This window comes from Dactylosporangium sp. NPDC051484 (assembly GCF_040689395.1).
Lineage (GTDB): Bacteria > Actinomycetota > Actinomycetes > Mycobacteriales > Micromonosporaceae > Dactylosporangium.
Window position 1 is genome coordinate 37,039 of sequence record NZ_JBFAZX010000036.1, and the last position, 20,767, is coordinate 57,805.

At 72.9% G+C, this 20,767-nt stretch carries 27 protein-coding genes; 13 read left to right on the plus strand and 14 right to left on the minus strand.

The features are described 5' to 3' along the window. Positions 1 to 55 precede the first annotated feature (55 nt). The 3 genes from AB0367_RS34045 to AB0367_RS34055 all read right to left on the minus strand — a co-directional run bounded on the left by AB0367_RS34045 (position 56) and on the right by AB0367_RS34055 (position 895). On the minus strand, positions 56 to 346 hold the full coding sequence (locus AB0367_RS34045) for a hypothetical protein (protein ID WP_366230604.1): 291 nt from the start codon (positions 344 to 346) through the stop codon (positions 56 to 58). A gap of 173 nt (positions 347 to 519) precedes the next feature. Then, complete coding sequence (locus AB0367_RS34050; protein ID WP_366230605.1) at positions 520 to 741, minus strand: hypothetical protein; 222 nt, start codon at positions 739 to 741, stop codon at positions 520 to 522. 22 nt (positions 742 to 763) lie between these two features. Further along, entirely contained in the window at positions 764 to 895 is a 132-nt protein-coding gene (locus AB0367_RS34055) for a hypothetical protein (RefSeq protein WP_366230606.1), read from the minus strand. A 27-nt stretch (positions 896 to 922) separates the two neighbouring features. Here AB0367_RS34055 and AB0367_RS34060 point away from each other — a divergent pair, with 27 nt between their 5' ends. Beyond that, entirely contained in the window at positions 923 to 1,225 is a 303-nt protein-coding gene (locus AB0367_RS34060) for an MTH1187 family thiamine-binding protein (RefSeq protein WP_366230607.1), read from the plus strand. Positions 1,226 to 1,235: 10 nt separating this feature from the next. Here the strand turns inward: AB0367_RS34060 and AB0367_RS34065 are convergent, their stop codons facing one another. Beyond that, positions 1,236 to 1,760 (minus strand): hypothetical protein, encoded by a 525-nt coding sequence (locus AB0367_RS34065; RefSeq protein WP_366230608.1) that lies wholly within the window; start codon positions 1,758 to 1,760, stop codon positions 1,236 to 1,238. A gap of 85 nt (positions 1,761 to 1,845) precedes the next feature. On the opposite strand from AB0367_RS34065, the gene AB0367_RS34070 reads away from it, so the two are divergent. Beyond that, entirely contained in the window at positions 1,846 to 2,829 is a 984-nt protein-coding gene (locus AB0367_RS34070) for a hypothetical protein (protein ID WP_366230609.1), read from the plus strand. 56 nt (positions 2,830 to 2,885) lie between these two features. After that, entirely contained in the window at positions 2,886 to 3,698 is an 813-nt protein-coding gene (locus AB0367_RS34075) for an alpha/beta fold hydrolase (RefSeq protein ID WP_366230610.1), read from the plus strand. Between the two features lie 37 nt (positions 3,699 to 3,735). Here the strand turns inward: AB0367_RS34075 and AB0367_RS34080 are convergent, their stop codons facing one another. Next, on the minus strand, positions 3,736 to 4,596 hold the full coding sequence (locus AB0367_RS34080) for a chlorophyllase (RefSeq protein ID WP_366230611.1): 861 nt from the start codon (positions 4,594 to 4,596) through the stop codon (positions 3,736 to 3,738). A gap of 157 nt (positions 4,597 to 4,753) precedes the next feature. Here AB0367_RS34080 and AB0367_RS34085 point away from each other — a divergent pair, with 157 nt between their 5' ends. Further along, positions 4,754 to 5,269: a GNAT family N-acetyltransferase gene (locus AB0367_RS34085; RefSeq protein WP_366230612.1), complete on the plus strand. Its 516-nt coding sequence runs from the start codon at positions 4,754 to 4,756 to the stop codon at positions 5,267 to 5,269. A 53-nt stretch (positions 5,270 to 5,322) separates the two neighbouring features. Here the strand turns inward: AB0367_RS34085 and AB0367_RS34090 are convergent, their stop codons facing one another. Genes AB0367_RS34090 through AB0367_RS34100 form a run of 3 tightly spaced genes read right to left on the minus strand, consistent with a single transcriptional unit; the run spans position 5,323 to position 6,264 of the window. Continuing rightward, positions 5,323 to 5,466 carry a hypothetical protein gene (locus tag AB0367_RS34090; protein ID WP_366230613.1) on the minus strand — a complete coding sequence of 48 codons (144 nt, stop codon included), beginning with the start codon at positions 5,464 to 5,466 and terminating at the stop codon, positions 5,323 to 5,325. Positions 5,467 to 5,483: 17 nt separating this feature from the next. Then, complete coding sequence (locus AB0367_RS34095) at positions 5,484 to 5,939, minus strand: hypothetical protein (RefSeq protein ID WP_366230614.1); 456 nt, start codon at positions 5,937 to 5,939, stop codon at positions 5,484 to 5,486. Next, positions 5,872 to 6,264, minus strand: a complete 393-nt coding sequence (locus AB0367_RS34100) for a hypothetical protein (protein ID WP_366230615.1) — start codon at positions 6,262 to 6,264, stop codon at positions 5,872 to 5,874. Before AB0367_RS34100 ends, AB0367_RS34095 begins: the two co-directional genes overlap by 68 nt. A gap of 144 nt (positions 6,265 to 6,408) precedes the next feature. Here AB0367_RS34100 and AB0367_RS34105 point away from each other — a divergent pair, with 144 nt between their 5' ends. Continuing rightward, positions 6,409 to 7,236: a DUF72 domain-containing protein gene (locus tag AB0367_RS34105; RefSeq protein WP_366230639.1), complete on the plus strand. Its 828-nt coding sequence runs from the start codon at positions 6,409 to 6,411 to the stop codon at positions 7,234 to 7,236. Positions 7,237 to 7,260: 24 nt separating this feature from the next. Here AB0367_RS34105 and AB0367_RS34110 read toward each other — a convergent pair whose 3' ends face one another. Beyond that, entirely contained in the window at positions 7,261 to 8,508 is a 1,248-nt protein-coding gene (locus tag AB0367_RS34110; protein WP_366230616.1) for an RNA polymerase sigma factor, read from the minus strand. Between the two features lie 22 nt (positions 8,509 to 8,530). After that, the gene (locus AB0367_RS34115; RefSeq protein WP_366230617.1) at positions 8,531 to 8,884 is read right to left on the minus strand and encodes a YciI family protein; all 354 of its coding nucleotides are present in this window, start codon (positions 8,882 to 8,884) and stop codon (positions 8,531 to 8,533) included. Between the two features lie 101 nt (positions 8,885 to 8,985). Here AB0367_RS34115 and AB0367_RS34120 point away from each other — a divergent pair, with 101 nt between their 5' ends. Continuing rightward, positions 8,986 to 10,071 carry a glycosyltransferase gene (locus AB0367_RS34120; RefSeq protein WP_366230618.1) on the plus strand — a complete coding sequence of 362 codons (1,086 nt, stop codon included), beginning with the start codon at positions 8,986 to 8,988 and terminating at the stop codon, positions 10,069 to 10,071. A gap of 370 nt (positions 10,072 to 10,441) precedes the next feature. On the opposite strand, the gene AB0367_RS34125 is transcribed toward AB0367_RS34120, so the two are convergent. Next, complete coding sequence (locus AB0367_RS34125) at positions 10,442 to 10,609, minus strand: hypothetical protein (RefSeq protein ID WP_366230619.1); 168 nt, start codon at positions 10,607 to 10,609, stop codon at positions 10,442 to 10,444. Positions 10,610 to 11,310: 701 nt separating this feature from the next. Here AB0367_RS34125 and AB0367_RS34130 point away from each other — a divergent pair. Next, a complete protein-coding gene (locus AB0367_RS34130; RefSeq protein WP_366230621.1) occupies positions 11,311 to 11,877 on the plus strand; it encodes a hypothetical protein in 567 nt (188 codons plus the stop codon). 97 nt (positions 11,878 to 11,974) lie between these two features. Here AB0367_RS34130 and AB0367_RS34135 read toward each other — a convergent pair whose 3' ends face one another. Further along, a complete protein-coding gene (locus AB0367_RS34135; protein ID WP_366230622.1) occupies positions 11,975 to 12,652 on the minus strand; it encodes a helix-turn-helix domain-containing protein in 678 nt (225 codons plus the stop codon). Here AB0367_RS34135 and AB0367_RS34140 point away from each other — a divergent pair. From AB0367_RS34140 to AB0367_RS34150, 3 genes are all read left to right on the plus strand, one after another. After that, complete coding sequence (locus AB0367_RS34140) at positions 12,651 to 12,989, plus strand: rhodanese-like domain-containing protein (RefSeq protein ID WP_366230623.1); 339 nt, start codon at positions 12,651 to 12,653, stop codon at positions 12,987 to 12,989. The genes AB0367_RS34135 and AB0367_RS34140 overlap by 2 nt on opposite strands. 157 nt (positions 12,990 to 13,146) lie before the next feature. After that, entirely contained in the window at positions 13,147 to 13,863 is a 717-nt protein-coding gene (locus AB0367_RS34145; RefSeq protein ID WP_366230624.1) for a maleylpyruvate isomerase N-terminal domain-containing protein, read from the plus strand. Positions 13,864 to 13,892: 29 nt separating this feature from the next. Then, a complete protein-coding gene (locus AB0367_RS34150) occupies positions 13,893 to 14,276 on the plus strand; it encodes a hypothetical protein (RefSeq protein WP_366230625.1) in 384 nt (127 codons plus the stop codon). Between the two features lie 2 nt (positions 14,277 to 14,278). Here the strand turns inward: AB0367_RS34150 and pepN are convergent, their stop codons facing one another. Further along, a complete protein-coding gene (gene pepN, locus AB0367_RS34155) occupies positions 14,279 to 16,720 on the minus strand; it encodes an aminopeptidase N (protein WP_366230626.1) in 2,442 nt (813 codons plus the stop codon). Between the two features lie 119 nt (positions 16,721 to 16,839). On the opposite strand from pepN, the gene AB0367_RS34160 reads away from it, so the two are divergent. Genes AB0367_RS34160 through AB0367_RS34170 form a run of 3 tightly spaced genes read left to right on the plus strand, consistent with a single transcriptional unit; the run spans position 16,840 to position 20,130 of the window. Continuing rightward, positions 16,840 to 17,505, plus strand: coding sequence for a hypothetical protein (locus tag AB0367_RS34160; protein ID WP_366230627.1), 666 nt, complete (start codon positions 16,840 to 16,842; stop codon positions 17,503 to 17,505). 10 nt (positions 17,506 to 17,515) lie between these two features. After that, positions 17,516 to 19,486, plus strand: coding sequence for a GAF domain-containing sensor histidine kinase (locus tag AB0367_RS34165; RefSeq protein WP_366230628.1), 1,971 nt, complete (start codon positions 17,516 to 17,518; stop codon positions 19,484 to 19,486). After that, positions 19,483 to 20,130: a response regulator transcription factor gene (locus tag AB0367_RS34170; protein ID WP_366230629.1), complete on the plus strand. Its 648-nt coding sequence runs from the start codon at positions 19,483 to 19,485 to the stop codon at positions 20,128 to 20,130. The genes AB0367_RS34165 and AB0367_RS34170 overlap by 4 nt, the downstream gene beginning before the upstream one ends. Here the strand turns inward: AB0367_RS34170 and AB0367_RS34175 are convergent. Next, positions 20,099 to 20,764, minus strand: coding sequence for a DUF2306 domain-containing protein (locus AB0367_RS34175; RefSeq protein WP_366230630.1), 666 nt, complete (start codon positions 20,762 to 20,764; stop codon positions 20,099 to 20,101). The genes AB0367_RS34170 and AB0367_RS34175 overlap by 32 nt on opposite strands. Between the last annotated feature and the right edge of the window lie 3 nt (positions 20,765 to 20,767).

Genomic DNA, 20,767 nt, shown 5'->3' on the forward strand with positions numbered 1-20,767 from the left:
CCGCTGTCGATGCGGATACTCTTGCTAGCACCGACCGACTCGGCCGGATTCAATCTCATTGCCGCTGAAGCTGACCGTTCCTGCAGTCCCCTTGCACGCCGAGATCGCCGTTGCTGAAATTGGCCTGACGGTAGAAGAGGTACGGATCGGGCCCAAACACGTCCTTGGCGAACCGGACCTCGAGGGTGACCGTTCCCGAGCAGCCGGTCCGGCTACCCCACGATTGGTTGGACGACGTGGGGTTGTCGGCACCCAAACCGCATGCGGCCCACGCGGGTGACGCCACTGCGGCCACACCGGCAGCCGCCCCGAGTGCCACTACTACCGTGGCGACGATTTCCTTCATTGAACTCCTCCCGTTAGCGCAGGCATCCGTACCCCTGGCTAGCCCAGCGGCGCCGCCGTCGCCCGTGCCTGCCACATCCGGACAAGTTGACTTGCCCGTAATGAGGACTCAGCTTTCCCGATGAAATCGACGTATAACAATGCGTGATCGTGGTTGAAGCTGATGATCTTCTATCAAACGCCGATCATCGTCGCGAGCTGGGCGAGGCCGTCGCCGTCGCCGGGCCGCGAGGCATGCAAGGGGCAACTGCTGGAGATCTCAGGCGGCGTCACCAATGAGCAAGTCGAGCGGATGTGCCGCGTGGCCACGGTGATCGCGCAGACATGCGACGACAACGAAGCGGCGTGGGCGCGGCCGCCCGCATCCTGGCAATCACCACCACCAAGGAAGATCACCTTCGGCGAATGGCCCGGCCGGTCACCAGCTCCCCGACCCGGGGGTGATGGGCTCGAGGTAGGTCTCCAGCAGCCGTGCGGCCTCGATACAGAGTTCTTCCTTCGTGAGGTCGCCGCCGAACATCGGTGCTGCCACCAAGTCGAGGAAACGCACGAACTCGTCCGCGTTAGCGTTCGTGGCATGTCTGTACTTGTCGCGTTCAGCGTCACGCCCCTGGGCACCGGCGAGGACGTCGGGGCCCTCGTCGCCGAGGCGGTCCGCGTGGTGCGGGAGTCGGGGCTGCCCAACCGCACCGACGCCATGTTCACCACCGTCGAGGGTGAGACGTGGGAGGAGGTCATGGCCGTGGTCCAGGCGGCCGTGTCGGTGGTCCAGGCCAGGGCACCCCGCACCAGTACCGTGATCAAGGTCGACTGGCGCGAGGGCGCGGCCGGCCGGCTCGACGAGAAGGTCGCTTCCGTGGAGCGCTACCTGGCCGAATAGCGCCTCAGGTTCAGAGGCCGTCGAGAAAGTTCAGGGCGGCACGGGCGTTCTCGTGCCGCCACGCGGCCAGGATCGCGGCGAAGCCGGCCGCCTCGTCGCGACGGCGGGCTAGGGCCGGCTCCAGTGGGGCGATCACCGCGCGCTGCGCGGCGGCCAGGTCGCCCACCGGCAGCCCGCGCCGGGTCAGCAGCGCCAGCTTGACCAGGAACTCGGAGCGCAGCTCGCGCACGTGCCGGACCGGCCGGTCCAGCCATCCGGCGACCGCCGCGGCACCCTCGGGCGTGACGGTCAGGATCGAGCGCTGCGGGCCGCGATGGCCCGCCTGCGTCTCCGCCACCACCAGCAGCCCGGCGGCGGTGAGGCGGTCCGCCGCGCGGTACACGATCGGCCTCGGCACGTGCCAGACCCGCCCGACGTCGCCGTCCTCCGCGGTCAGCGCCGCGATCGCGAAGCCGTGCGCCGGCGCCTCATCCACGAGGGTCAGCACGATCCACTCAGCGAGCGACAGCGACGGCGTCGCGGGAGGAATGGACACGACCCGGAGCCTATGCCCGCCCCCTTCCACGGCACGCGGTCGATCGGTAGTCTCACTGTGACTACCGATCCGCGGGGAGGCCGGGATGTTGCAGGCGGTGGGGCGGCTCCCCGACGGCACGCCGCACTACGCCCCCGTCGGGGAACTGCTCACCGAGGGCGACCGGGTCTGCTGCCACCTGTGCGGGAGGTGGTTCCTGTCGGTGGCGAGCCATCTGCGGTACCACGGCTGGACCAAGACCGCCTACATCGCCGCCTTCGGCCTCGAACTCGGCAACCCGCTCAGCGGCCCCGCGACCCGCAAGCGGCGCTCGGCGGCGCTGGGCGCCCGCCATGCGGAGCCGGCGATCCTGGGTGCGCGGCTCGCGGCGCGGGAGCGGGCCGGCAGCGGCGCACTGACCGAGGCCGCCGCGCGCGCCGCCCGGGGGCGCCCACACCCGGCCGAGCGCCGCACGAAGACACTCGCCGCCCTGGCCGGCGTCGACCCGGCGGCCCGCGCCGGGGGCAACCGGCGCCGCGGCGAGCGGCACCGGGCGCGGATCGCGGCCCAGGTGGCCGCGCGGTTCGGGTTCGCGACGTTCGAGGAGTATCTGGCCGCGCGCGTGCGGGCCGGTCTGAGCATGGCCGCGATCAGCCGCGAGGCGGGGCTGCACAAGGACTGGGTGTGCCGGCACGCCCCGGTGACGCAACGGCCGGCGCCGGGCGAGGCACGGCTCGGGCCGGTCGCGCGGGCGCTCGGCCACGCCGGCGTCAGCGCGTATCTGCGGGCCGCGCACGTCGAGCAGCACCGCACCGTCGCGGCGATCGCGCTGGAGGCCGGGGTGTCGCGCTGGACGGTGCTCGCCGCGCTGCGCCACCACGGCATCGAGCCGGCCGTGCACGCGGCGACGCGGCACGCCGCCGAGGCGCGAGGGCGCTCCGCCGCGCGGGCGCTCGGCTTCGCCTCGATCGGCGCGTTCGTGGCCGCGCGGCGGGCCGAGGGCGCGCCATGGAGCGCCCTCTCGGCCGAGTCGGGAATCGCCCCGACCAGCCTGCGCAGATACCAGCAACGAGATATCGGCGACAATTGATCGGATCGTCGCCCGTGGGGCACGAAGTGCGCATCCGGGCCTGGGATGATCCCGGGGTGACCGAACGCTGGATGCACGACCCGGACCCCGCGCTGCGCCCGGCGGCCCACACCCCGGAGGTGCGGTTCGACAGCGCCGGCATCCCCCTCCTCGGCGTGCTGCACGTGCCGGCCGGCCCCGGCCCTCACCCGATCGCGGTGCTGCTGCACGGCTTCCCCGGCAACGAGCGCAACTTCGACCTGGCGCAGGCGCTACGCCGGGCCGGCTATGCCGCGCTGGTCTTCCACTACCGCGGATCGTGGGGCGTCGGCGGCACGTATTCGTGGGGCAACGTCCTGGCCGACGCGGCCCGCGCGGTCCCCGGCATGCGCTCCCTCGCCGCGCGGTATTCGCTGGACCCGCAGCGCGTGGCGCTGGTCGGCCACAGCCTGGGCGGGTTCGCCGCCCTGATGACCACCGCCGCCGACCCTTCCGTCCGCGCGGTGGCGGCGCTGGCCTCCTTCGACTTCGGCGCCGTGGCCCAGGCCCCGGATGCGGTACGGCGGGAGGCCCACGCGATGTTCGGTTCGGACCTCTTTCCGTTGCGCGGCACCAGCGCGGACGCGTTGTTCGACGAGATGCGCGCGGCGGGCCCGGCGTGGTGCCTGGCCGGCCTGGCCGACGCGCTCGCCGGTCGCCCGGTGCTGCTCGTGGCGGCCGGCAACGACACGGTGACGCCGCCACCGCTGCACCACGCGCCGGTCGCCGAGGCCTACAGCGCATCGGAAAGCTTCGAGCACGTGACCTTTCCGACGGACCACGTGTTCTCCGACCACCGCATCGCCCTGACCAAGGCCGTCATCGACTTCCTGGACCGCCGCCTGCGCTGACCGGCTCGCCCTCCGCCCCCGCTCGCACGCCGACCCGCTACAAGCGGTCCTCCACCTTCCCGCGGCCACCCGCGTCACCGGCCATCCGCTCGCGCGCCGGCCGATCGCCCAGCAGCGCCCAGCGCAGGAAGTCAACCGTCACCGCGGCCACCACGTCGAAGTCGCGATCCGGCCCGAGGTACGGCGCCAGATGGTCGCCGTTCGGCAGGTCCAGCAGCGCCTTGGGCCAGGCAAGCGGTTCGTACGCCTCGGTGCAGCCCTCGAAGTTGACGACGCTGTCCTGGCGCCCGTGGACGAACAGGATCGGCGCCGGGCGTCCCGAGTAGCCCACGCCGAACGGCCACTGTCCGCCGGCGAGCACGATGCCCGCCTTGAGCCGGTCGTCACGGTGCTTCGTGAACATGCCGACGGTCGTCATGCCGCCCAGCGAATGCCCTGCCGCGGCGACGGCACCGCTTTCGATGCGGCCCTGCAGCGGATCGCCCTGCGCGGTGTCGAGGGCCAGCACGGCTGTCAGGACGGCCGCGTTGTCGCCCGGCTGATTGACGATGTCTTTGTCGTCGAGCGCCTTCGAGCCGCGGACCGAGTGCGGAAACGTCGGTGCGGCGACGATGAAACCGGCCCCCGCCCAGATGCGGAACAGTCGCAGATAGTCCTCCGGGCGGCGGGTGTATCCGTGGCTGAACACCACGACCGGGAAGCGGCCCGCCGTCGTGGGATGGACAAGCAGCGTGGGCAACGGCCGATCAGCGCCGTTGGCGACCTGCAGCGTCCGCTCCGTGACACCGGACTGGGCGGCGGCGCCGGACGTGGAGCCGGCCTGGTCACCGCGGCCGCATCCGGCGAGCAGCCCGGTCATCAGGAGTGAGCAGGCGAGCAACAGGCGGACCAGGCGCACGGCGCAACCCCCAACGTCATGGCCCGCCCGCGCGCCGAGCCCAGCCGGCCCGCGCCCGGATCATGGCCCTCCGACCATCGTGACATCGCCTCCCGCCAATGAAAAGCGACAGGGAAATCGACTGGAGTCAGGACACCGCTTCCATGAGCATTGCCCCATGGATCACGAGGTGCGCAGGATCAGGGCCAGCGAGTGGCGACAGTATCGGGAGTTGCGGATCGAGGCGTTGCAGGACTCCCCACTCGCCTTCGTTGAGCAATACCAGGAGTCGCTGGCACAGCCGGACCAGTTCTGGCAGGGTCGTGTCGAACGCAGCGCCACCGGCACGGCGTCGAGCACGTTCGTGGCCGTGCACGCCGGACGGTTCGTCGCAAAGGCGAGCTGCTTCGTGGAATCAGACGTCAGTGAGTACGTGTCCGCACACATCGTGGGCGTCTACGTCACACCGCGGTTCCGGGCCCAGGGAGTAGCCGATGCTCTGATGGCTGCGGTGATCCGCTGGGCACAGGAGGAGCCCCACGCCGATCGCATCCGGCTCTTCGTCATAGAAACCAACGACAGAGCCGCAGCGTTCTACCGGCGTATCGGCTTCGTCCCCACCGGCGTGACCATGGCCTATCCCCCGAACCCGGCCTACACGGAGCATGAGATGGAATACCACCGCGACCGCTGACCGCTCGGCGCTCACGGCCTGGAAGCCCAGGCCGCCGGCCACCGGGTGTTCTTCTAGGAGCCGGGCGGGGTGTCGGCGCGGTGGCGGGCCGGGCGCTCGAACGCGATCGTGCCGTCGGAGTGCTCGGCGGCCGGGACGTAGCCGGCGGCGCGCAGGGCGGCCAGGGTCTGCGCCGCCGGCAGGGCGCTGGACAGCACCGTCGGGGCCAGCTCCGTCAGCTCCAGGCCGGCCAGGCCCCGGCGAGCCGGTCGGCGTCGCCCGCGGCCAAGGCCTGGCACAGGGCGGTCGGGGTGCGGTGGGCGACCACGCCCATGAGCTCGTACTCGTGCCAGAGCGCCTCCACCATGGGTACGACCTCTTCGGCGTCGCCGGCCACCAGCGGCCGCAGGTAGGCCAGCATCGTCGCGAGGCCCTCGACGCCGGCCGCACCGCGGCCGGCGCGCAGCGAGGCGAGCACCGCGGCGAGCGTCACGCGCAGCAGCGCGCTGGCGCCGTCGTGCTCGCCGCCGATGAGGGCGGGGCGGCCGTCGAGCAGCAGGGGCGCGGCCGGCATCTGGAACCAGCCGCCGACGAGCCAACCGAACTGCTCGACGGGCTCGAGCTCAAGCCAGTTGTCGAACTCCGCCGACGGCGCCACGCGGTCGCCGGCGATGCCGATCAGGCCGTTCATGCCCGCGACGGTCAGCCAGAAGCGCACGGCCTCCTCGTCGGTGCCGAGCAGCGGCGACCCGGCCGAACCCGTAGCTGTTGGCGATCACCTCGTGCAGCGCGACGGTGCGGATCCACGCGTCGTCGTCCGGGTCGGGCCAGGCAAGCCCCGACTCGAACAGCGCCCGCAGCACCGCGGCGAGCCGGGCGTCGTCCTCGGCGACCCCGAGCGCCCGCGCCAGATCCCGGCGCCGGGTGCCCGCCGCGCGCAGCGACAGGACCTCGGCCGCCTGCAGCTGCGGCAGCGTCAGCAGCGACGCGAGCTGAAGGATCTGCGGCGTCTCCACCGGCGCGACCCTATCTCGTCACCCGCTTGGCGGAACGCCGCGCGACGTCGCGCAGCGAGGCCTCGGTACCGTGTTCAGCCTACCGACCAGCCCCTCCCCGGAGACGACACCGTGACCCCACCGCCGCTCCACGTCGGCTGCGCGATGTGGACCCTCAAGGCCTGGCAGGGCCGCTTCGTGGCGCACCCGCTGCCGGCAGGCGAGCGCCTGCGCGCGTACGCGGGCTGGTGCAACGCGGTCGAGGGCAACACGACGTTCTACGCGACCCCGTCCCGCGAGACCGCGGCCTCGTGGGCGCAGCAGACCGATCCGGCCTTCCGCCTCCTGCCCAAGCTGCCGAGGGCCGTCACGCACGAGCACCGGCTGGCCGGCGCCGAGGAGGAGCTGCGCGCCTTCCTGCACGCGATCGAGCCGCTGGGGCCGCGCGCCTACGCGCTGTGGATCCAGCTGCCGGCCTCGTTCGCCCCGGCGGACGTGCCCGCGCTGGCCGCGTTCCTGCGCCGGCTCCCGGCGTCGTACCGCTACGCCGTGGAGGTCCGCCACCCCGCCTTCTTCGCCGACCCGCGGGCGACGCGGGAGCTTGCGGCGGTCCTCACCGCTGCGGCGGCCGAGTGGATCCCGTTCGACACGACCGCGTTCTTCCAGACCCCGCCGACCAGCGACGCGGAGCGCGACGCCTGGACCAAGAAGCCGCGCACGCCGCTGCGCGAGGAGGCGCTGACCGGCCATCCGATCGTCCGGTACCTCGGCCGCGACGACCCCGCGCGGACCGTCGAGGGCTGGCGGCGCTGGGTGGCCGTCACCGCGGCGTGGCTGCTCGAGGGCCGCTCGCCGACGGTCTTCATCCACACCCCGGACAACGCCGACGCGCCGGAGCTCGCCCGCCGCTTCCACGACGAGGTGCGCGCTCGCGTGCCCGGCCTCCCACCGCTGCCCGACCCTGAGCCGATCGAGCCGCTGACCCTCTTTTGACCGCGTAGCGCCTGCTTCAACTCCTCATGCGCACGCCTCGGCGCGGGTGAGCAGGAGCGTGCGTTCGCGCTCGTTGCGGGTCATCGCGGCGGCGCGCTCGAACTCGGCACGGGCCTGCGCCCTGCGGCCGAGGCGGAAGAGGAAGTCGCCGCGGACCGAGGGCAGCAGGTGGTACCCCCGCAGCGACGGCTCTTGCAGCAGCGGTTCGAGCACCGCCAGGCCGGCCTCGGGGCCGTCGGCCATCGACACCGCGACCGCGCGGTTGAGCTCGACGACCGGCGACGGCGCCAAGGCAGCGAGCCGGGCGTACAGCTCGGCGATGCGCGCCCAGTCGGTCTCCTCGGCGGTGCGCGCCCGCGCGTGGCAGGCGGCGATCGCGGCCTGCAGCGTGTACGTGCCACCGCCCAGCTCCTCGGCGCGGGCGAGGGCGGCCAGGCCGCGCCCGACGAGCAGCCGGTCCCAGCGGCGCCGGTCCTGTTCCAGCAGCATGACGGGCTCGCCGTCCGGGCCGGTGCGCGCGGCCGAGCGGGACGCCTGGATCTCCAGCAGGGCGATCAGGCCGTGCACCTCCGCCTCGGCCGGTATCAGCCCCGCCAGGATCCGGCCGAGGCGCATCGCCTCCTCGCACAGGGCCGGGCGCATCCAGTCGTCGCCGGCCGTCGCGGAGTACCCCTCGTTGAAGATCAGGTAGATGACCTCCAGCACCGAGGAGAGCCGCTCGGCGCGGGCCGGCCCGGTGGGCAGCTCGAAGGGCACCTTCGCGTCGGCGAGCGACTTCTTCGCGCGGCTGATGCGCTGACCCACCGTCGCGCCCGGCACGAGGAAGGCCCGCGCGATCTCGTCGGTGGAAAGGCCGCCGAGCATGCGCAGGGTCAGCGCCACCCGGGCCTCGGGCTTGAGCACGGGGTGGCAGGCGGTGAAGATCAGCCGGAGGAGGTCGTCCTCGATGGGGTCCTGTTCGAGTACCGCATCGAACTGCGAGGCGTCCGTGCACTCGTCCACCGCCAGTGCCGGCAGGTGCCGCTGCAGCACCTGCTGACGGCGGATGGTGTCGATCGCGCGGCGCCTGGCCGTGGTCGCCAGCCAGGCGCCGGGATTGCGCGGAACACCCTCGGACGGCCACTGCTCGAGCGCCGCCACCAGGGCGTCCTGCGCCAGCTCCTCGGCGAGGCCGACGTCGCCGACGAGCCGGGCGACACCGGCGATGACCCGCGCCGCCTCGATCCGCCAGACCGCCTCGATAGCACTTTCCGCGTCGGTACCCGTGCTCACGGGCCCAACATAGTGCGCCCGGCTACTCGAACTCGGCGACCCTGCGCACCTCGACCTCGATGTCGTGGTCGAACAGCGCGGCGAAGCGCGTGGCCCACTCGACCGCCTCGGCCTGGTCGCGCACCTGCAGGATGGCGAAGCCGCCGATGACCTCCTTGGCCTCGGCGAACGGCCCGTCGACCACGATGGTCTGCCCGTCCTTCTTCGTGATGACGGCCGCCCCGCCCGAACTGGGCAGCAACCCCTCCGCCGCGAGCAGCACCCCGGCCTTGCTGACCTCCTCCATGTACTCCCCGACCGCCGCGATGACCTCGGGCGTCGCCTGCCACTGCGCGGCGTTCGAGTCGTCGAGCTTGTGCATCAGCATGTACCGCATCGTCGTGTTCCTTTCGATATGGTGGCTGGCCGCTGCCCAGCCTTCACTACCGCGTCGAGCGGCGCCCGCCGTCTTCGACAAACCCCGGAGAGGAATTTTCGATGCGTGTCCTGTTCGCGTTCGCGGGTGGCAACGGCCACCTCCAGCCCTTGCTCCCGCTCGCCGACGCCGCCGCGGCCCGCGGCCACGCCGTCGCGTTCACGGGTAGACCAGCGCTGCTCCCCAAGTCCTTCGAGGGCTTCCCCGCCGGCGTCGACGAGCCGGACGGCGAGCGCCGCCCGTTGGTCCGCCTCGACCGCGACCGCGAGGAGCGCGAGTTCCGCGACGGCTTCGGCGGCTGGATCGCCCGCGAGCGCGCCGCCGCCACCAAGGAGGTCGCACAGCGCTGGCACCCCGACGCCATCGTCTGCGACGAGGCCGACTTCGGCAGCATGATCGCCGCCGAGGCGCTGGGCATCCCGCACGCATCGGTCGTGGTACTCGCCGCCGGCACGTTCGGCCGCCCCGACGGCCTCGCCGAGTTCCTCGACGAGACCCGGGCCGCGAACGGCCTGCCCGCCGACCCGTCCCTGGCGATGCTCGACCGCCACTTGGTGATCTCCCCGGTGCCGGCGAGCTTCCGGCCCCGCCCCGGCGCGAAGCCGATGCGCCCGATGCCGCTCGTCCCGCCCGTGCCTACCACGCCACCGACCGTCTACTTCACACTCGGCACCATCTTCAACACCGAGTCGGGCGACCTCTTCGCGCGCTTCCTCGGCGGCCTGCGCGACCTGCCGATATCGCTCGTCGTCACCGTCGGCGGCGGGATCGACCCAGCCGAGCTGGGCGCGCAGCCGCCAAACGTGCGCGTCGAGCGGTACATCCCGCAGGCCGACCTGCTGCCGCGCTGCTCGGCGGTCGTCTCGCACGCGGGCTCGGGCACGGTGGTGGGCGCGCTGGCACACGGGCTGCCGATGGTGCTCGTACCGATGGGCGCCGACCAACCGGCCAACGCCGACCGCTGCGAGTCGCTCGGCGTCGGCGTCGTGCTGGACGCGGTCGACAGCACTCCAGCCGACGCCGCGGAGGCGCTACGGGCGGTGCTGTGGCAGCCCTCCTACCGCGACGCGGCACAAGCCCTGCGCACCGAGATCGCCGGCATGCCTTCACCAGCGGAGGTGCTCCCCCTGCTGGAGTCCTTGCGCTGACTCTCCTCGCCGCCGGCTGCTCGGACTGGAGCGGATTCAGCGGTCAGCGCGTCGACGAGGTCCAGCATGGCGCGCCGCACCTGGGCGTGGCCCAGTTCGGCAGCTACAGCGTGGAGCTCCACCCCGGCCGCCCGTCCACGTCACCACTTCCGGATCGACATGCGACCCACTCAAGGTCTCCCAGACGGCCTCGTCCGGCGGTGAGCTTGTTGGCCAATCGTTGACTGTTCCCTCAGTTCCGAGGCCAGCTGCCGGCGGGGCGCCCGACGATGTCGCGGGACGGTGTTGAGCAGGGCCCGTGCGTGCGGCGCGGACAGGAGCTGTTTCGCCCCGCCAGGCACGAGCTCGAGCAGCAGTCGGTGAAGCCGGCTCAGCGCCTCGGTCCGCGCCGGCCCAGCTCGTCGCGGCGGTCGACGAGCAGCTTCAACGCGACCGCGACGTCGTCGACCACGACCTGCCGCAGCCCATTTGCCCGCAATGCCGCGATGGCGATGCAGTGCGCGTCGGCCGGGTCTGTCTTGCGCGTCGTGTGGGCCATCGCCATTGTCGAGAGATTCGGGAATCGGCAGCGGTGGCCCACAAGTACAGCGGTTGCTTGTTCCCGCCTTGCGGAGCATTCGGCGGAAATTCCGCTCGGCCGTGGGCGGCATTGTCGAAAGACGGTCGCGATACACCGATGGCCGCATATTGCCGCCGACCATTCGATGCGTTGCCGGACCGGCGGGCCGGCGCAGTGGTGGTATGGATGCGCGACGACGCTTCGGGGCAGGACCGGGCCGCCCGGCGCCGCCCGCTTGGCGCGGCGCGGGATCGCAGTCGTCTGCCGCGGTGCCGCTTGCGGTACGTTTTGGCTGTTCAAGCGGCGCGACCGGCGGAGGCGGCGAGGGTGGCACCGGCCCATCCACCGATCCGCCGCGCTGGTCGCCGACCGTCGGCGGGGTGTCACCGCGCAGGCGGCGGAGCTTCTCGGCGTGCCGTCTGGCAAGGCCCCATTCCCGATGCCGAGCATGCTCCCGGCGGAACTGCTCATTCGCCGGACAATAACGACGCGACCTGGTCCGGTCACGCATAGCAGCCAGCTCCGTCTTCGAAAATAATTGCAGCTGCCCCATACATGCCATTATCTCAAAACCCGACCGAATCCACCGCCCCGAACGGCGGCCCATAATGTCAGATGGTGCACGCTCATCAGCGTAAGGCGTTCTGAGTCAAGCCTTGGTCGGCGCCGCGCTCGTACCGATGGGTGCCGACCAACCAGCCAACGCCGACCGCAGCGAGGCGCTCGGCGTCGTGCTGGACGCGATGGACAGCACGCCGGCCGACGCCGCGGAGGCGCTGCGAGCGGTGCTGCGGCAGCCCTCCTACCGCGACGCGGCGCAAACCCTGCGCACCGAGATCGCCAGCATGCCTTCACCAGCGGACGCCTGGAGCGTCCAAGCGCGCCGGAACAGCACGCCAAGCAGGTGTGACCCAGCCCGAGTCACCCGCTACGGCCTGGTTCAGGAGCCCTACGAAAAGGGCGTCCTTTTCGACGATCCTGGCCTGTGCCAGTGCAGTTACGCCGCAGCAGCCACGGGCCGCCCAGTCGCCGACATGTCACCTCAGGACCTGCCTTCAGAATGGTTCGGCAATATCGCGCACCCCCACCGCGCGATCGATGACGCCCGCGGTTACCCACAAACCATGCGTACGTATCGACGGCTTCGATGGTGCCGCGCTCCTCTCCGTCGGAGGTCACGGCGACGGGAGCGAACGACCTCATCGGGGCGGGACCTGGCCACGGGCCGTCTACCTCGATGTCTGTGACGACGTAGACCCACTCGGCCTGGCCGAGCCAACTGCGACCGCCGGCGATCGGAGGCGGCCCGGTGAGCGCGTAGACAACGTGCCGACTGGAGCAGATTCAGGCGGTAAGAGCGTCGGCGAGGTCCAACATGGCACGGCGCACCCGGATGTGGCCCAGTTCGGCAGCTACAGCGTGGACGTGTTCGGCGGCGAGCGCGGCGAGCAGGATGTGTGCGTCTGCCTGCGGATCGTCGCGGCCGGACAGCAGCAGTGAGACGTGACGGTGCCAGAAGCGGTACGCACCGATCCGGTAGCGCGCGCCAGGTGAAGCGGTCTCCGACATTCGTACCAGTGGCAGGTGGGCCAGCAGGTAGTCGAGGTAGGCGACCACGAACGCCCGGAGCCGTTCACGCGGGGTCGGGTCATCATCGGGTTTCCCCGGTCCCAGCGGCGCCGAGCCGAACAGGATCGCCTCCTGCAGGGTGCGCTCCTGTTCGTCAAGCAGCGCGGCGGCCAGTCCGGCTTTGTCCCCGAACCGGCGAAACAGCGTGCCCTTGCCGACTCCCGCTGCAGCGGCGATCGCGTCCATGGACACCGCATCGACGCCGTGCTGGCGGAAGAGCGCAGCCGCCGCGTCCAGCACGACGGCCCGGTTGCGGGCCGCGTCGGCCCGCTCGATGGGGGGTGAGCTGCGCAACATCAGCAGCTCGTCCGTCGGGCTAGCAGAAACGGACCACGGTCCGGTAATCTCTTGAGGCACAACCGGACTATAGTCCGATTCCTTGGAGGATGCCATGACCGCCCTCATCGACCGCGAACAGCTGCATACCGAGATCAAGGCCGGCGCCGTCACCGTCGTTGACGCGCTCGGCGGCTACTACTACGCCAAGCAGCACCTGCCCGGTGCCATCCCGCTCGTCGAGAACGACGTCGCGGAGCTCGCCGGCTCGCTCCTGCCAGACCGGGCCGCCGCGATCGTGACCTACTGCTCCAACCCGGCCTGCCCGAACAGTCAACGAGTGGCCGACAAGCTCACCGGCCTCGGCTACACCAACGTGCGCAAGTACCGCGAGGGCATCGAGGACTGGGTGGCGGCCGGCCTACCCACCGAATCCGGCCAACTCACCGGCTGATCCACCCAGACGCGCGGGAAGGCCCGGTCCCGTCCCCGGCCTTCCCGCCCGACCGGCGCCATCGACAGCCCCCTGAGCCGGCCCGTGGTCCGCAGCCGACCAGCGCGGACCGCACTCCGTCGCTGTCGCAGACGCACGGCTGTGTGACCATGGCACGGTGACGGTCGCGTCGGCATACGGCGAGTTCCCCGCGGAGGACGGCAACCGCGTGCTGAGCGCGTTGCGCGACGAGGCCGACGCGTTCGTCGCCGCCCTGGGCGGACTGAGCACCCAGGACTGGGAGCGGCCAACCCGCTGTGTCCCCTGGCAGGTGCGCGACGTGGTGGGTCACGTCATCACCGTCCTGGCACGCGTACCCGAAATGGTCGCCGCGCCCGCGCCGGACCAGCCGGACACCACCGCAACCAGCTATTACCGCGCGGACCATCGGTTCAGCGAGTCCGCGAACGCCGACCGGGTACGGACCGCACACCGTCGCGCGACCGCCGTTGAGGCCGTCGCCCTGCTCCACGACCTGACGCGAACGGTCCAGGCCGTGATCACGTCTTGCCGGCAGGAACCGACCGCCCGGGTCGTACGGACCCGTCATGACGATGCGATGTCGCTGTCGGACTTTCTCACCACCAGAGTGGTCGAACTGACTGCGCACGGTCTTGATGTCGCCGACGCGGTGGGTCACCAGCCCTGGCTGACGGTCCCGGCCGCGGAGCACCTTCAGGAGTTGCTGTTCGGGCCGGACTGGCGCACCGCAGTCGCCGCGCTCGGATGGGACCCCGTGATGCTGCTCCGCAAGACGACCGGTCGCGCTGCCGTCACGGCGGAGGAGTCCATGGAGCTGGCCCGGCTAGGACTGCGCGGACTGACGCTCGGCTGAGAGCGCGCCGAGTCCGATACGGTGAGCCGATGCAGCGGCTAACCGATGAGACGGTGCTGGCGGTCGGCAGGCTGACGTTGGCCGCGACCGAATTGGAGTATCTCCTTGCCTGGATCGGCGCCGATCAGGCAGGTGGCGATCCAGCGGCGGTGTTCGTCGTTCCTGGAGAGTCGTTGCGGGCCGCGCGCGGGTCGGTCCAGTTCGCGCCGCCGGAGCGTCGTGCGGAGTTCATCGGATTGGTCGAGGCCGCCGCGGTGTACCTGACGCAAAGCCAAACGGCCTTGCGGGCAATGTGGTTCGAGAACGGCCGCGTGAACGCGGCGACGTTCGACGAGATCGCCGGACTGCTGCTGCGATGCCGAGACCAGTTGCAGGCGCTCCTCGACGAGGTGAATCGCGCGCCGACCGCTTGAGCTCACCAGCGGCGCAGTTCGTCGGCGGCGTCGGAGAGTTCCCGGCGCAGGCGCGGGTCCAGGTCCGTGCGGGCCAGCATGCCCTCCGCCAACCCCAGGGCCTGCCCGCTGTACAGCGGAAAAGCCAGCCGGACGACGTGCAGCGCCGCGAGCGGGTTGCGGCCCTCCAGCATCGCCGGGAGGTCGGCGAAGTAGCGCTGCACGTACTCGTCCGTCAGCGCCTCCTGGCCGGGCTGCCAGAACGCTCCCGCGTTCGCCACCGCGAGGCGCGGGCTCGGGGCGTGGACGAGGGCCTGCCAGGCGCGGGCCTTCGCCTCCGCCGACGGGAGCGCGGCCCGGCACGCGGCCGCCCGCTCCACCCCCTTCGCGCTCGGGTCCAGGCGCTCCCCGGCGGCGATCTCCGCCTCGCCCGCGGCGCCGAGCGCGACCAGGCGCAACAGCAGCGACCAGCGCAGGTCCGCGTCGACGACGAGGCCGTCCGGGGCGCCGGGGCCGTCGAGCCAAGCCCGCAGCATCGGTACGTCGCCGGGGCCCGCGACGCTGACGAGCGCCCGGGCGGTCGCGAGCTGCCGGCCGGTGCCCGGCGCGGCACCGGCGAGCGCGCCCGCGCAGACCTCGGCGAGCGCGCCGAACGGGACGAGGCCGCGCCGCGCGAGGGCGTCGCGGGCGAAGGCGAGGACCTCGTCGAAGACTCCCTCCTGCCGCTCGGTGGGCAGCGCGGCCATCAGCAGCGCGAGGAACTCGGCGGCAGGCAGTTCGCCGTCGCGGACCGCGTCGATGACGCCGGTCCAGACCACCGCGCGGGCGAGCGGGTCGTCGAGGTCGGGCAGGACGGCCGGCAGGGCGGCGCGGCCGAAGGGGTCGAAGCGGATCTTGGCGTAGGTCTCGTCGCCGTCGTTGAGCAGCAGCACGGTGCCGGTCGGGGCGGCGGCCAGGCCCGGGATCGTCGCGTGCGTGCCGTCGATGGTGAACGGCACGCGCAGTACCGAACCGTCCGAAGCGTAGGCGGAGACCGTGAGGCGGTGCGGTCGCAGCGGGCGCCCGGTCTGTTCCACCGTGAGGCCAGCGGGGCCGTCGGCGGCGCGCGTGGGCACCGGCCGCAGGGTGTTGACGCCGCTACTGCGCAGCCAGAGCTCGGCCCAGCCGGTGAGGTCGCGGCCGGCTGCGGCACCGAGCACCGCCAGCAGGTCGGTCAGGGAGGCGCTGCCGAAGCGGTACCGCCGGAAGAACTCCCGCAGCCCCGCGAGGAACGCGTCGTCGCCGACATGCACGGCGAGCTGGCGCAGCACGGCGGCGCCCTTGGCGTAGGAGATCCCGTCGAAGTTCTGCATCGCGACCGCGGTGTCGGCGACGCCGTCGGGGGCGACCGCGTGCGTCGAGGGGCGCTGGTCGGCGAGGTAGCCCCAGCGCTCCCGCCAGATCGCGAAGTCGGCGGCGGCGTGCGGGTGCAGGCCGGTCTCGGCCGCGACTCGCCAGCCCATGTACTCCGCGAACGCCTCGTTGAGCCAGACGTCGTCCCACCAGCGCAGCGTGACGAGGTCGCCGAACCACATGTGCGCCATCTCGTGGGCCATCACCACGAACCGGCGGTGCCGCTCGCTGTCGGTGGCCCGGGCGCGGAACAGGAACTCCTCCCGGTAGGTCACCAGCCCCGGGTTCTCGACGGCGCCGCCGGAGAACTCGGGGACGAACGCCTGGTCGTACGCGCCGAACGGATACCGCACGCCGAAGAGCTCGTGGTAGCGGTCGAAGCTCGCCGCGGTCGCGCCGAACAGCTCACCGGCGTCGGCGTCGAGGTAGGGCGCCAGGCTGCGCCGGCACAGCAGGCCGAGCGGGATGCCGTCGTGCTCGCCCTCCAGCACGTGCCAGGGGCCGGCGACGAGGCTGAAGAGGTACGTCGACAGCGGCGGCGTGGCCTCGAACTCCCACCGCCCGCCTGTGCTGCCGGCCAGGCCCGTCCGCAGCGGTGCGTTGGCCCGCACCGTCCACCGCTGCGGCGCCAGCACGGTGAACGCGATCGGCGCCTTGAGGTCCGGCTGGTCGAAGCAGGCGAAGATCCGCTGCGCGTCGTCGAGGGGCGCCTGCCCGTACAGGTAGACCTCGCCGTCCTCGGGATCGACGAACCGGTGCAGCCCATCGCCGCTGCGCGAGTACGGCGCGACGAACTCGACCTCGAGCCGGTTCTCGCCCCGCAGGCCGGGGAGCGCCAACCGGTTGTCGTCGCGGCCGCCGCCGTCCAGTGCCGCCCCGTTGAGCTCGGCCTTGACGATCCGCCCGCCCCTGATCTCGGCGAACGTGCCCGCCCCGGGCTCGGCGCAGCCGAACTCGACGACGGTCCGGGACACGAACTCGTCGTCCCCGGTGAGATCCAGCTCGATGGTGTAGGAGTGCACGCGCAGCAGCCGCGCGCGACGGTCCGCCTCGGCACGGGTCAGACTCGGCATTGTCAGCACGCTACCCGCTCGAACCGTGCCCCTCGGAACGGCGTGCGGGACATTGTTCCCGGGCACTCGGGACGCGACAGCGGTGCGGCCCGGGTCGGACCGGCGGGATCGTACGGGGCATGACCACTGCGATCATCACCAGAACCGGGCGCGCCTGGGCGTTCAGCGGAGCGCTCGGGGGCCTCGCCGGGCTAGCCGGGCTGATCATCGGCTCGAACCTCACCACCTCCGTCGGCGACAAGATTCAGGACAACACGCTCGTCGTGGCCGAGATCGCCGGGCGGCGCGATTACGTGTGGCTCACCCAGGTCGTGTGCGCGATCGCCGCGTGCTGCCTGATCGTGTTCGCGGCCGGGCTGCGGCGGCACCTCGCGGCGCAGGAGCCGGCCGGCAGCCTGGTCCCGGGCGTCGCCGCGGGCGGGCTGGGGCTCGTCGCCGTCGCGCTGCTCGTCGGGGGCGGCATCTGCACGGAGTTGTACTGGGCGCTCGGCGAGCCGCAGCGCTGGGACCCCGACACGATCGCCACGCTCGTCGAGGTCTACAACACGATCTCCTGGCTATGGCTGGGGGCGGGGATCGCGGCGGCGGCGGTCGCCGTCGGCGGGTTCCGGCACGGGTCGGCGAGCCGGTGGCTGGCCGGGTTCAGCGCGCTCGTCGCGGTGCTAGTGCTGGCCACGCAGGCGTTCCCGGCGCAGTACGCCGCGCTGTTCCCCGGCGGCCTGTGGGTCCTCGTCGCGGGGATCGCCTTCGCGTCGACCGGGCGCGGCCGGAACGCGGTCATCTAGTGTGCGGGCGATGAGGGCGTGGTCGTGGTGCGGCGCGAGCTCGGTCACGGCCGGCCTGGCCGTCGTGGCCGGCTGGCTCGCGCTGCGCAACGGCGCGCCCGTGGGCGAGGTCGCGTACCTGCCGCCGGTCGTGGCGTGCGCGGTGACCGGCGCGCTGCTGGCGAGCCGCCGGCCCGGCAACCCGGTCGGGCCGCTGCTGCTCGGCAGCGCGCTGTCCTTCGCCGTGCTGGAGTGCTGCGGGCAGGCCGCGGTCGCCGGCGTCGGCGCGCTCGCGTGGCCGCAGACGTGGCTGTGGGTACCGGCGAACCTCGGCCTCGCGCTGGTCCCGCTGTACTTCCCCGACGGGCGGCTGGCACCGCGGTGGCGCTGGCCGGTCCGTGCGCTGCTCGGGCTCGCCTCGCTGGCCGCGGTCACGGGTGCGCTGCGGCCGGGGACGAACGACCAGGTGCGGCCGCAGGCGCCGGCCAATCCGCTCGGCGTCGAGGCGTTCGCCGGGATCGCGCGCGTCGCCGAGAACGTGTTCACCGTCGGCGCCGGCCTCGCGTTCGTCGCCGGGGCGGTCACCGTGGCCGCGCACACCCGCGGGCTGGACGGCGTGCGACGGCAGCAGGCCCGGTGGCTCGCGTACGCGGCCGGCCTGGTCGCGCTCGTGGTGCTGGCGCGGCTGGCCACCGGGCTGCTCGACGCGCACCCTGACCGGGTGTGGCCGCCCGCGGACGCGCCGTGGGACGTGGCCGGCGGGCTGTCGATCGCGGTCGTCCCGGCGGGCATCGGCATCGCCGTGCTGCGGCACCGGCTCTTCGACATCGACCTGCTCATCAGCCGTACTGCGGCGTTCGCGGCCCTGACCGCGGCCGTGGCCGGCGCCTACCTGCTCGTCGTCGGCGTGCTCGGCGCCTCGTCGGTGCTCGCCGCCGTGGCCGCCGCGCTCGTCTTCGGCGCGCTGCGGCAGTGGGTGCAGCGGCGGGTCAACCTGCTCGTGTACGGCGAGCGAGACGCCCCGTACACCGTGCTGGCGCGCCTGGGCGAGCGCCTGGCGGCCGTCCCCGACCCGGGCGCGATCCTGGCCACGAGCACCGCCACGGTCCGGGAGGCGCTGCGACTGTCCTATGTGGGCATCGAGGTCGATGGCGGCCCGGTGTACGCGCTCGGCGCCCGCCCCGCCGAACCGGTCACGCTGCCGCTCGTCACCGGCGGTGAGCCCGTCGGCGCGCTGCTGCTCGGCCCGCGACCGGGCGAGGCGGCCCTCGGCCCCCGCGACCGGCGCCTGCTGGCCGACCTGGCCCGGCACATCGGCGTCGCGGTGCAGGCGGTGCGCTACTCCGCGGACCTGCAACGCTCCCGCGAGCGGCTCGTCATGGCCCGCGAGGAGGAGCGCCGGCGGCTGCGCCGGGACCTGCACGACGGCCTCGGCCCGACGCTGGCCGGGCTGACGATGCGCGCCGAGGCGGCGCAGGAAGTCGGCGGCGACGCGGCCCGCCGGCTGCTCGAGGAGATCGTCGCCGACGCGCAGACCGCGGTCGCCGACGTACGGCGGCTCGTGGAGGGTCTGCGCCCGCCCGCGCTCGACACGCTCGGTCTGGTCGGGGCGCTCCGCGCGCACGTCGCGGGCTGGCCGGCGGCCGGCGGGCCCCGGGTCGGCCTCGACGCGCCCGAGTCGCTGTCCGGCCTGGCCGCGGCCGCGCTGCCGGCGGCGACGGAGGTGGCCGCGTACCGGATCGCGGTCGAGGCCCTCGCCAACGCCCGGCGGCACGCGGGGGCGACCGCGGTACGGCTGCGGCTGAGCCTCGACGACGGCTGGCTGAGCCTGACCGTGACCGACGACGGCCACGGCACGACGATCCCCGCGGGCGCGGGAGACGGGGTTGGCATGCACTCGATGCGCGAGCGGGCCGCCGAGCTCGGCGGCGACCTCACGGTCACGTCGTCGGCGGAGGGCACCACCGTGTCGGCCCGCCTGCCGCTGGGGGCCGGCCAATGAGCGGGCCGATTCGCGTGCTGATCGTCGACGACCACGAGCACTTCCGGGCCGGGCTGCGGGCGCTGCTGGCCACGAGCGCCGAGGTCGAGGTCTGCGGCGAGGCGGCCAGCGGCGAGGAGGCGCTGGCCGCGCTCCCCCGGCTGCAGCCCGACGTGGTCCTGCTCGACCTGGTCATGCCCGGCATGGGCGGCATCGCCGCGATGGCGCGGATCGCGGCGGCCATGCCGCACGTGCGGGTCCTGGTGCTGAGCATGGCCGACGACGACGATTCGGTCTTCGCCGCCGTCCGCGCGGGCGCGCGCGGCTACGTGCTCAAGGGCGCCCGCCGGACGGAGATCATCCGCTCGATCCGGGTCGTCGCGGACGGCGAGGCCATCTTCGGCCCGGCGATCGCGGGCCGGCTGATGGGGTACTTCGCCGGCCTGGACCGCACCGCCCCCGACCCGTTCCCTGAGCTCACCCAGCGCGAGCGGCAGGTCCTCGCGCTGATCGCCCGTCACCTGACCAACCCGCAGATCGCCGAGCGGCTGGGCGTGAGCCAGAAGACCGTCCGCAACCACGTGTCGAACGTCTTCACGAAGCTGCAGGTCGCCGACCGCGCCCAGGCCATCGTCATCGCCCGCGACGCCGGTCTGAACGAATGATCCGCTCGGCGACGCCCAGGTTGACGAGCCAGCCCGCCAGCAGGGCCACGGCGCGCCACGGGGTGTAGCGCGGGTCGGCCTCGTCCAGCGCGATGAACAGCGGCACGCTCGTCAGCGCCTGGGTGCCGGCGCCCATGCCGATCGCGTAGCCGCGCAGCATCCACGCGCGGTGTGCGCGCAAGTCGCGGCGGCGCGCGGCCAGGAAGCCCAGGACCAGGGCGGCGAACATGGCGGTGCCGAAGACGTACCGGAAGACGCTGAGCGCGGTGTCGTCGGTCGCCGGCAGCGGGTAGTACGCGGTCATCCACAGGCCCGAGGCGGCCACGGCCAGGCCGCACACCACCAGCACCCGGCCCGCCGCCCGGTGCCAGCGGCGGTGCCGGGCGCGCAGGCCCGGCGCGAGCTGAAACGCGCCGAGCACGGCGAAGGTCACCGCGCCGACGATGTGGATGATCACGGGGACCGGCATGTCGACGAAGCGGGCGTTGCCGGGGGTGCGCTCGGCGCCGCCGGCGAGCTCGGCCACGCGCAGGCCGCCGGCCAGGGACGGGACGAAGGCCAGCAGGAGCAGGCCGGCGATGATGGGCCAGTCGCGGCGCCTGCGGCCGCGCTGCGGGGCGGTGACGGTCGTCATGAG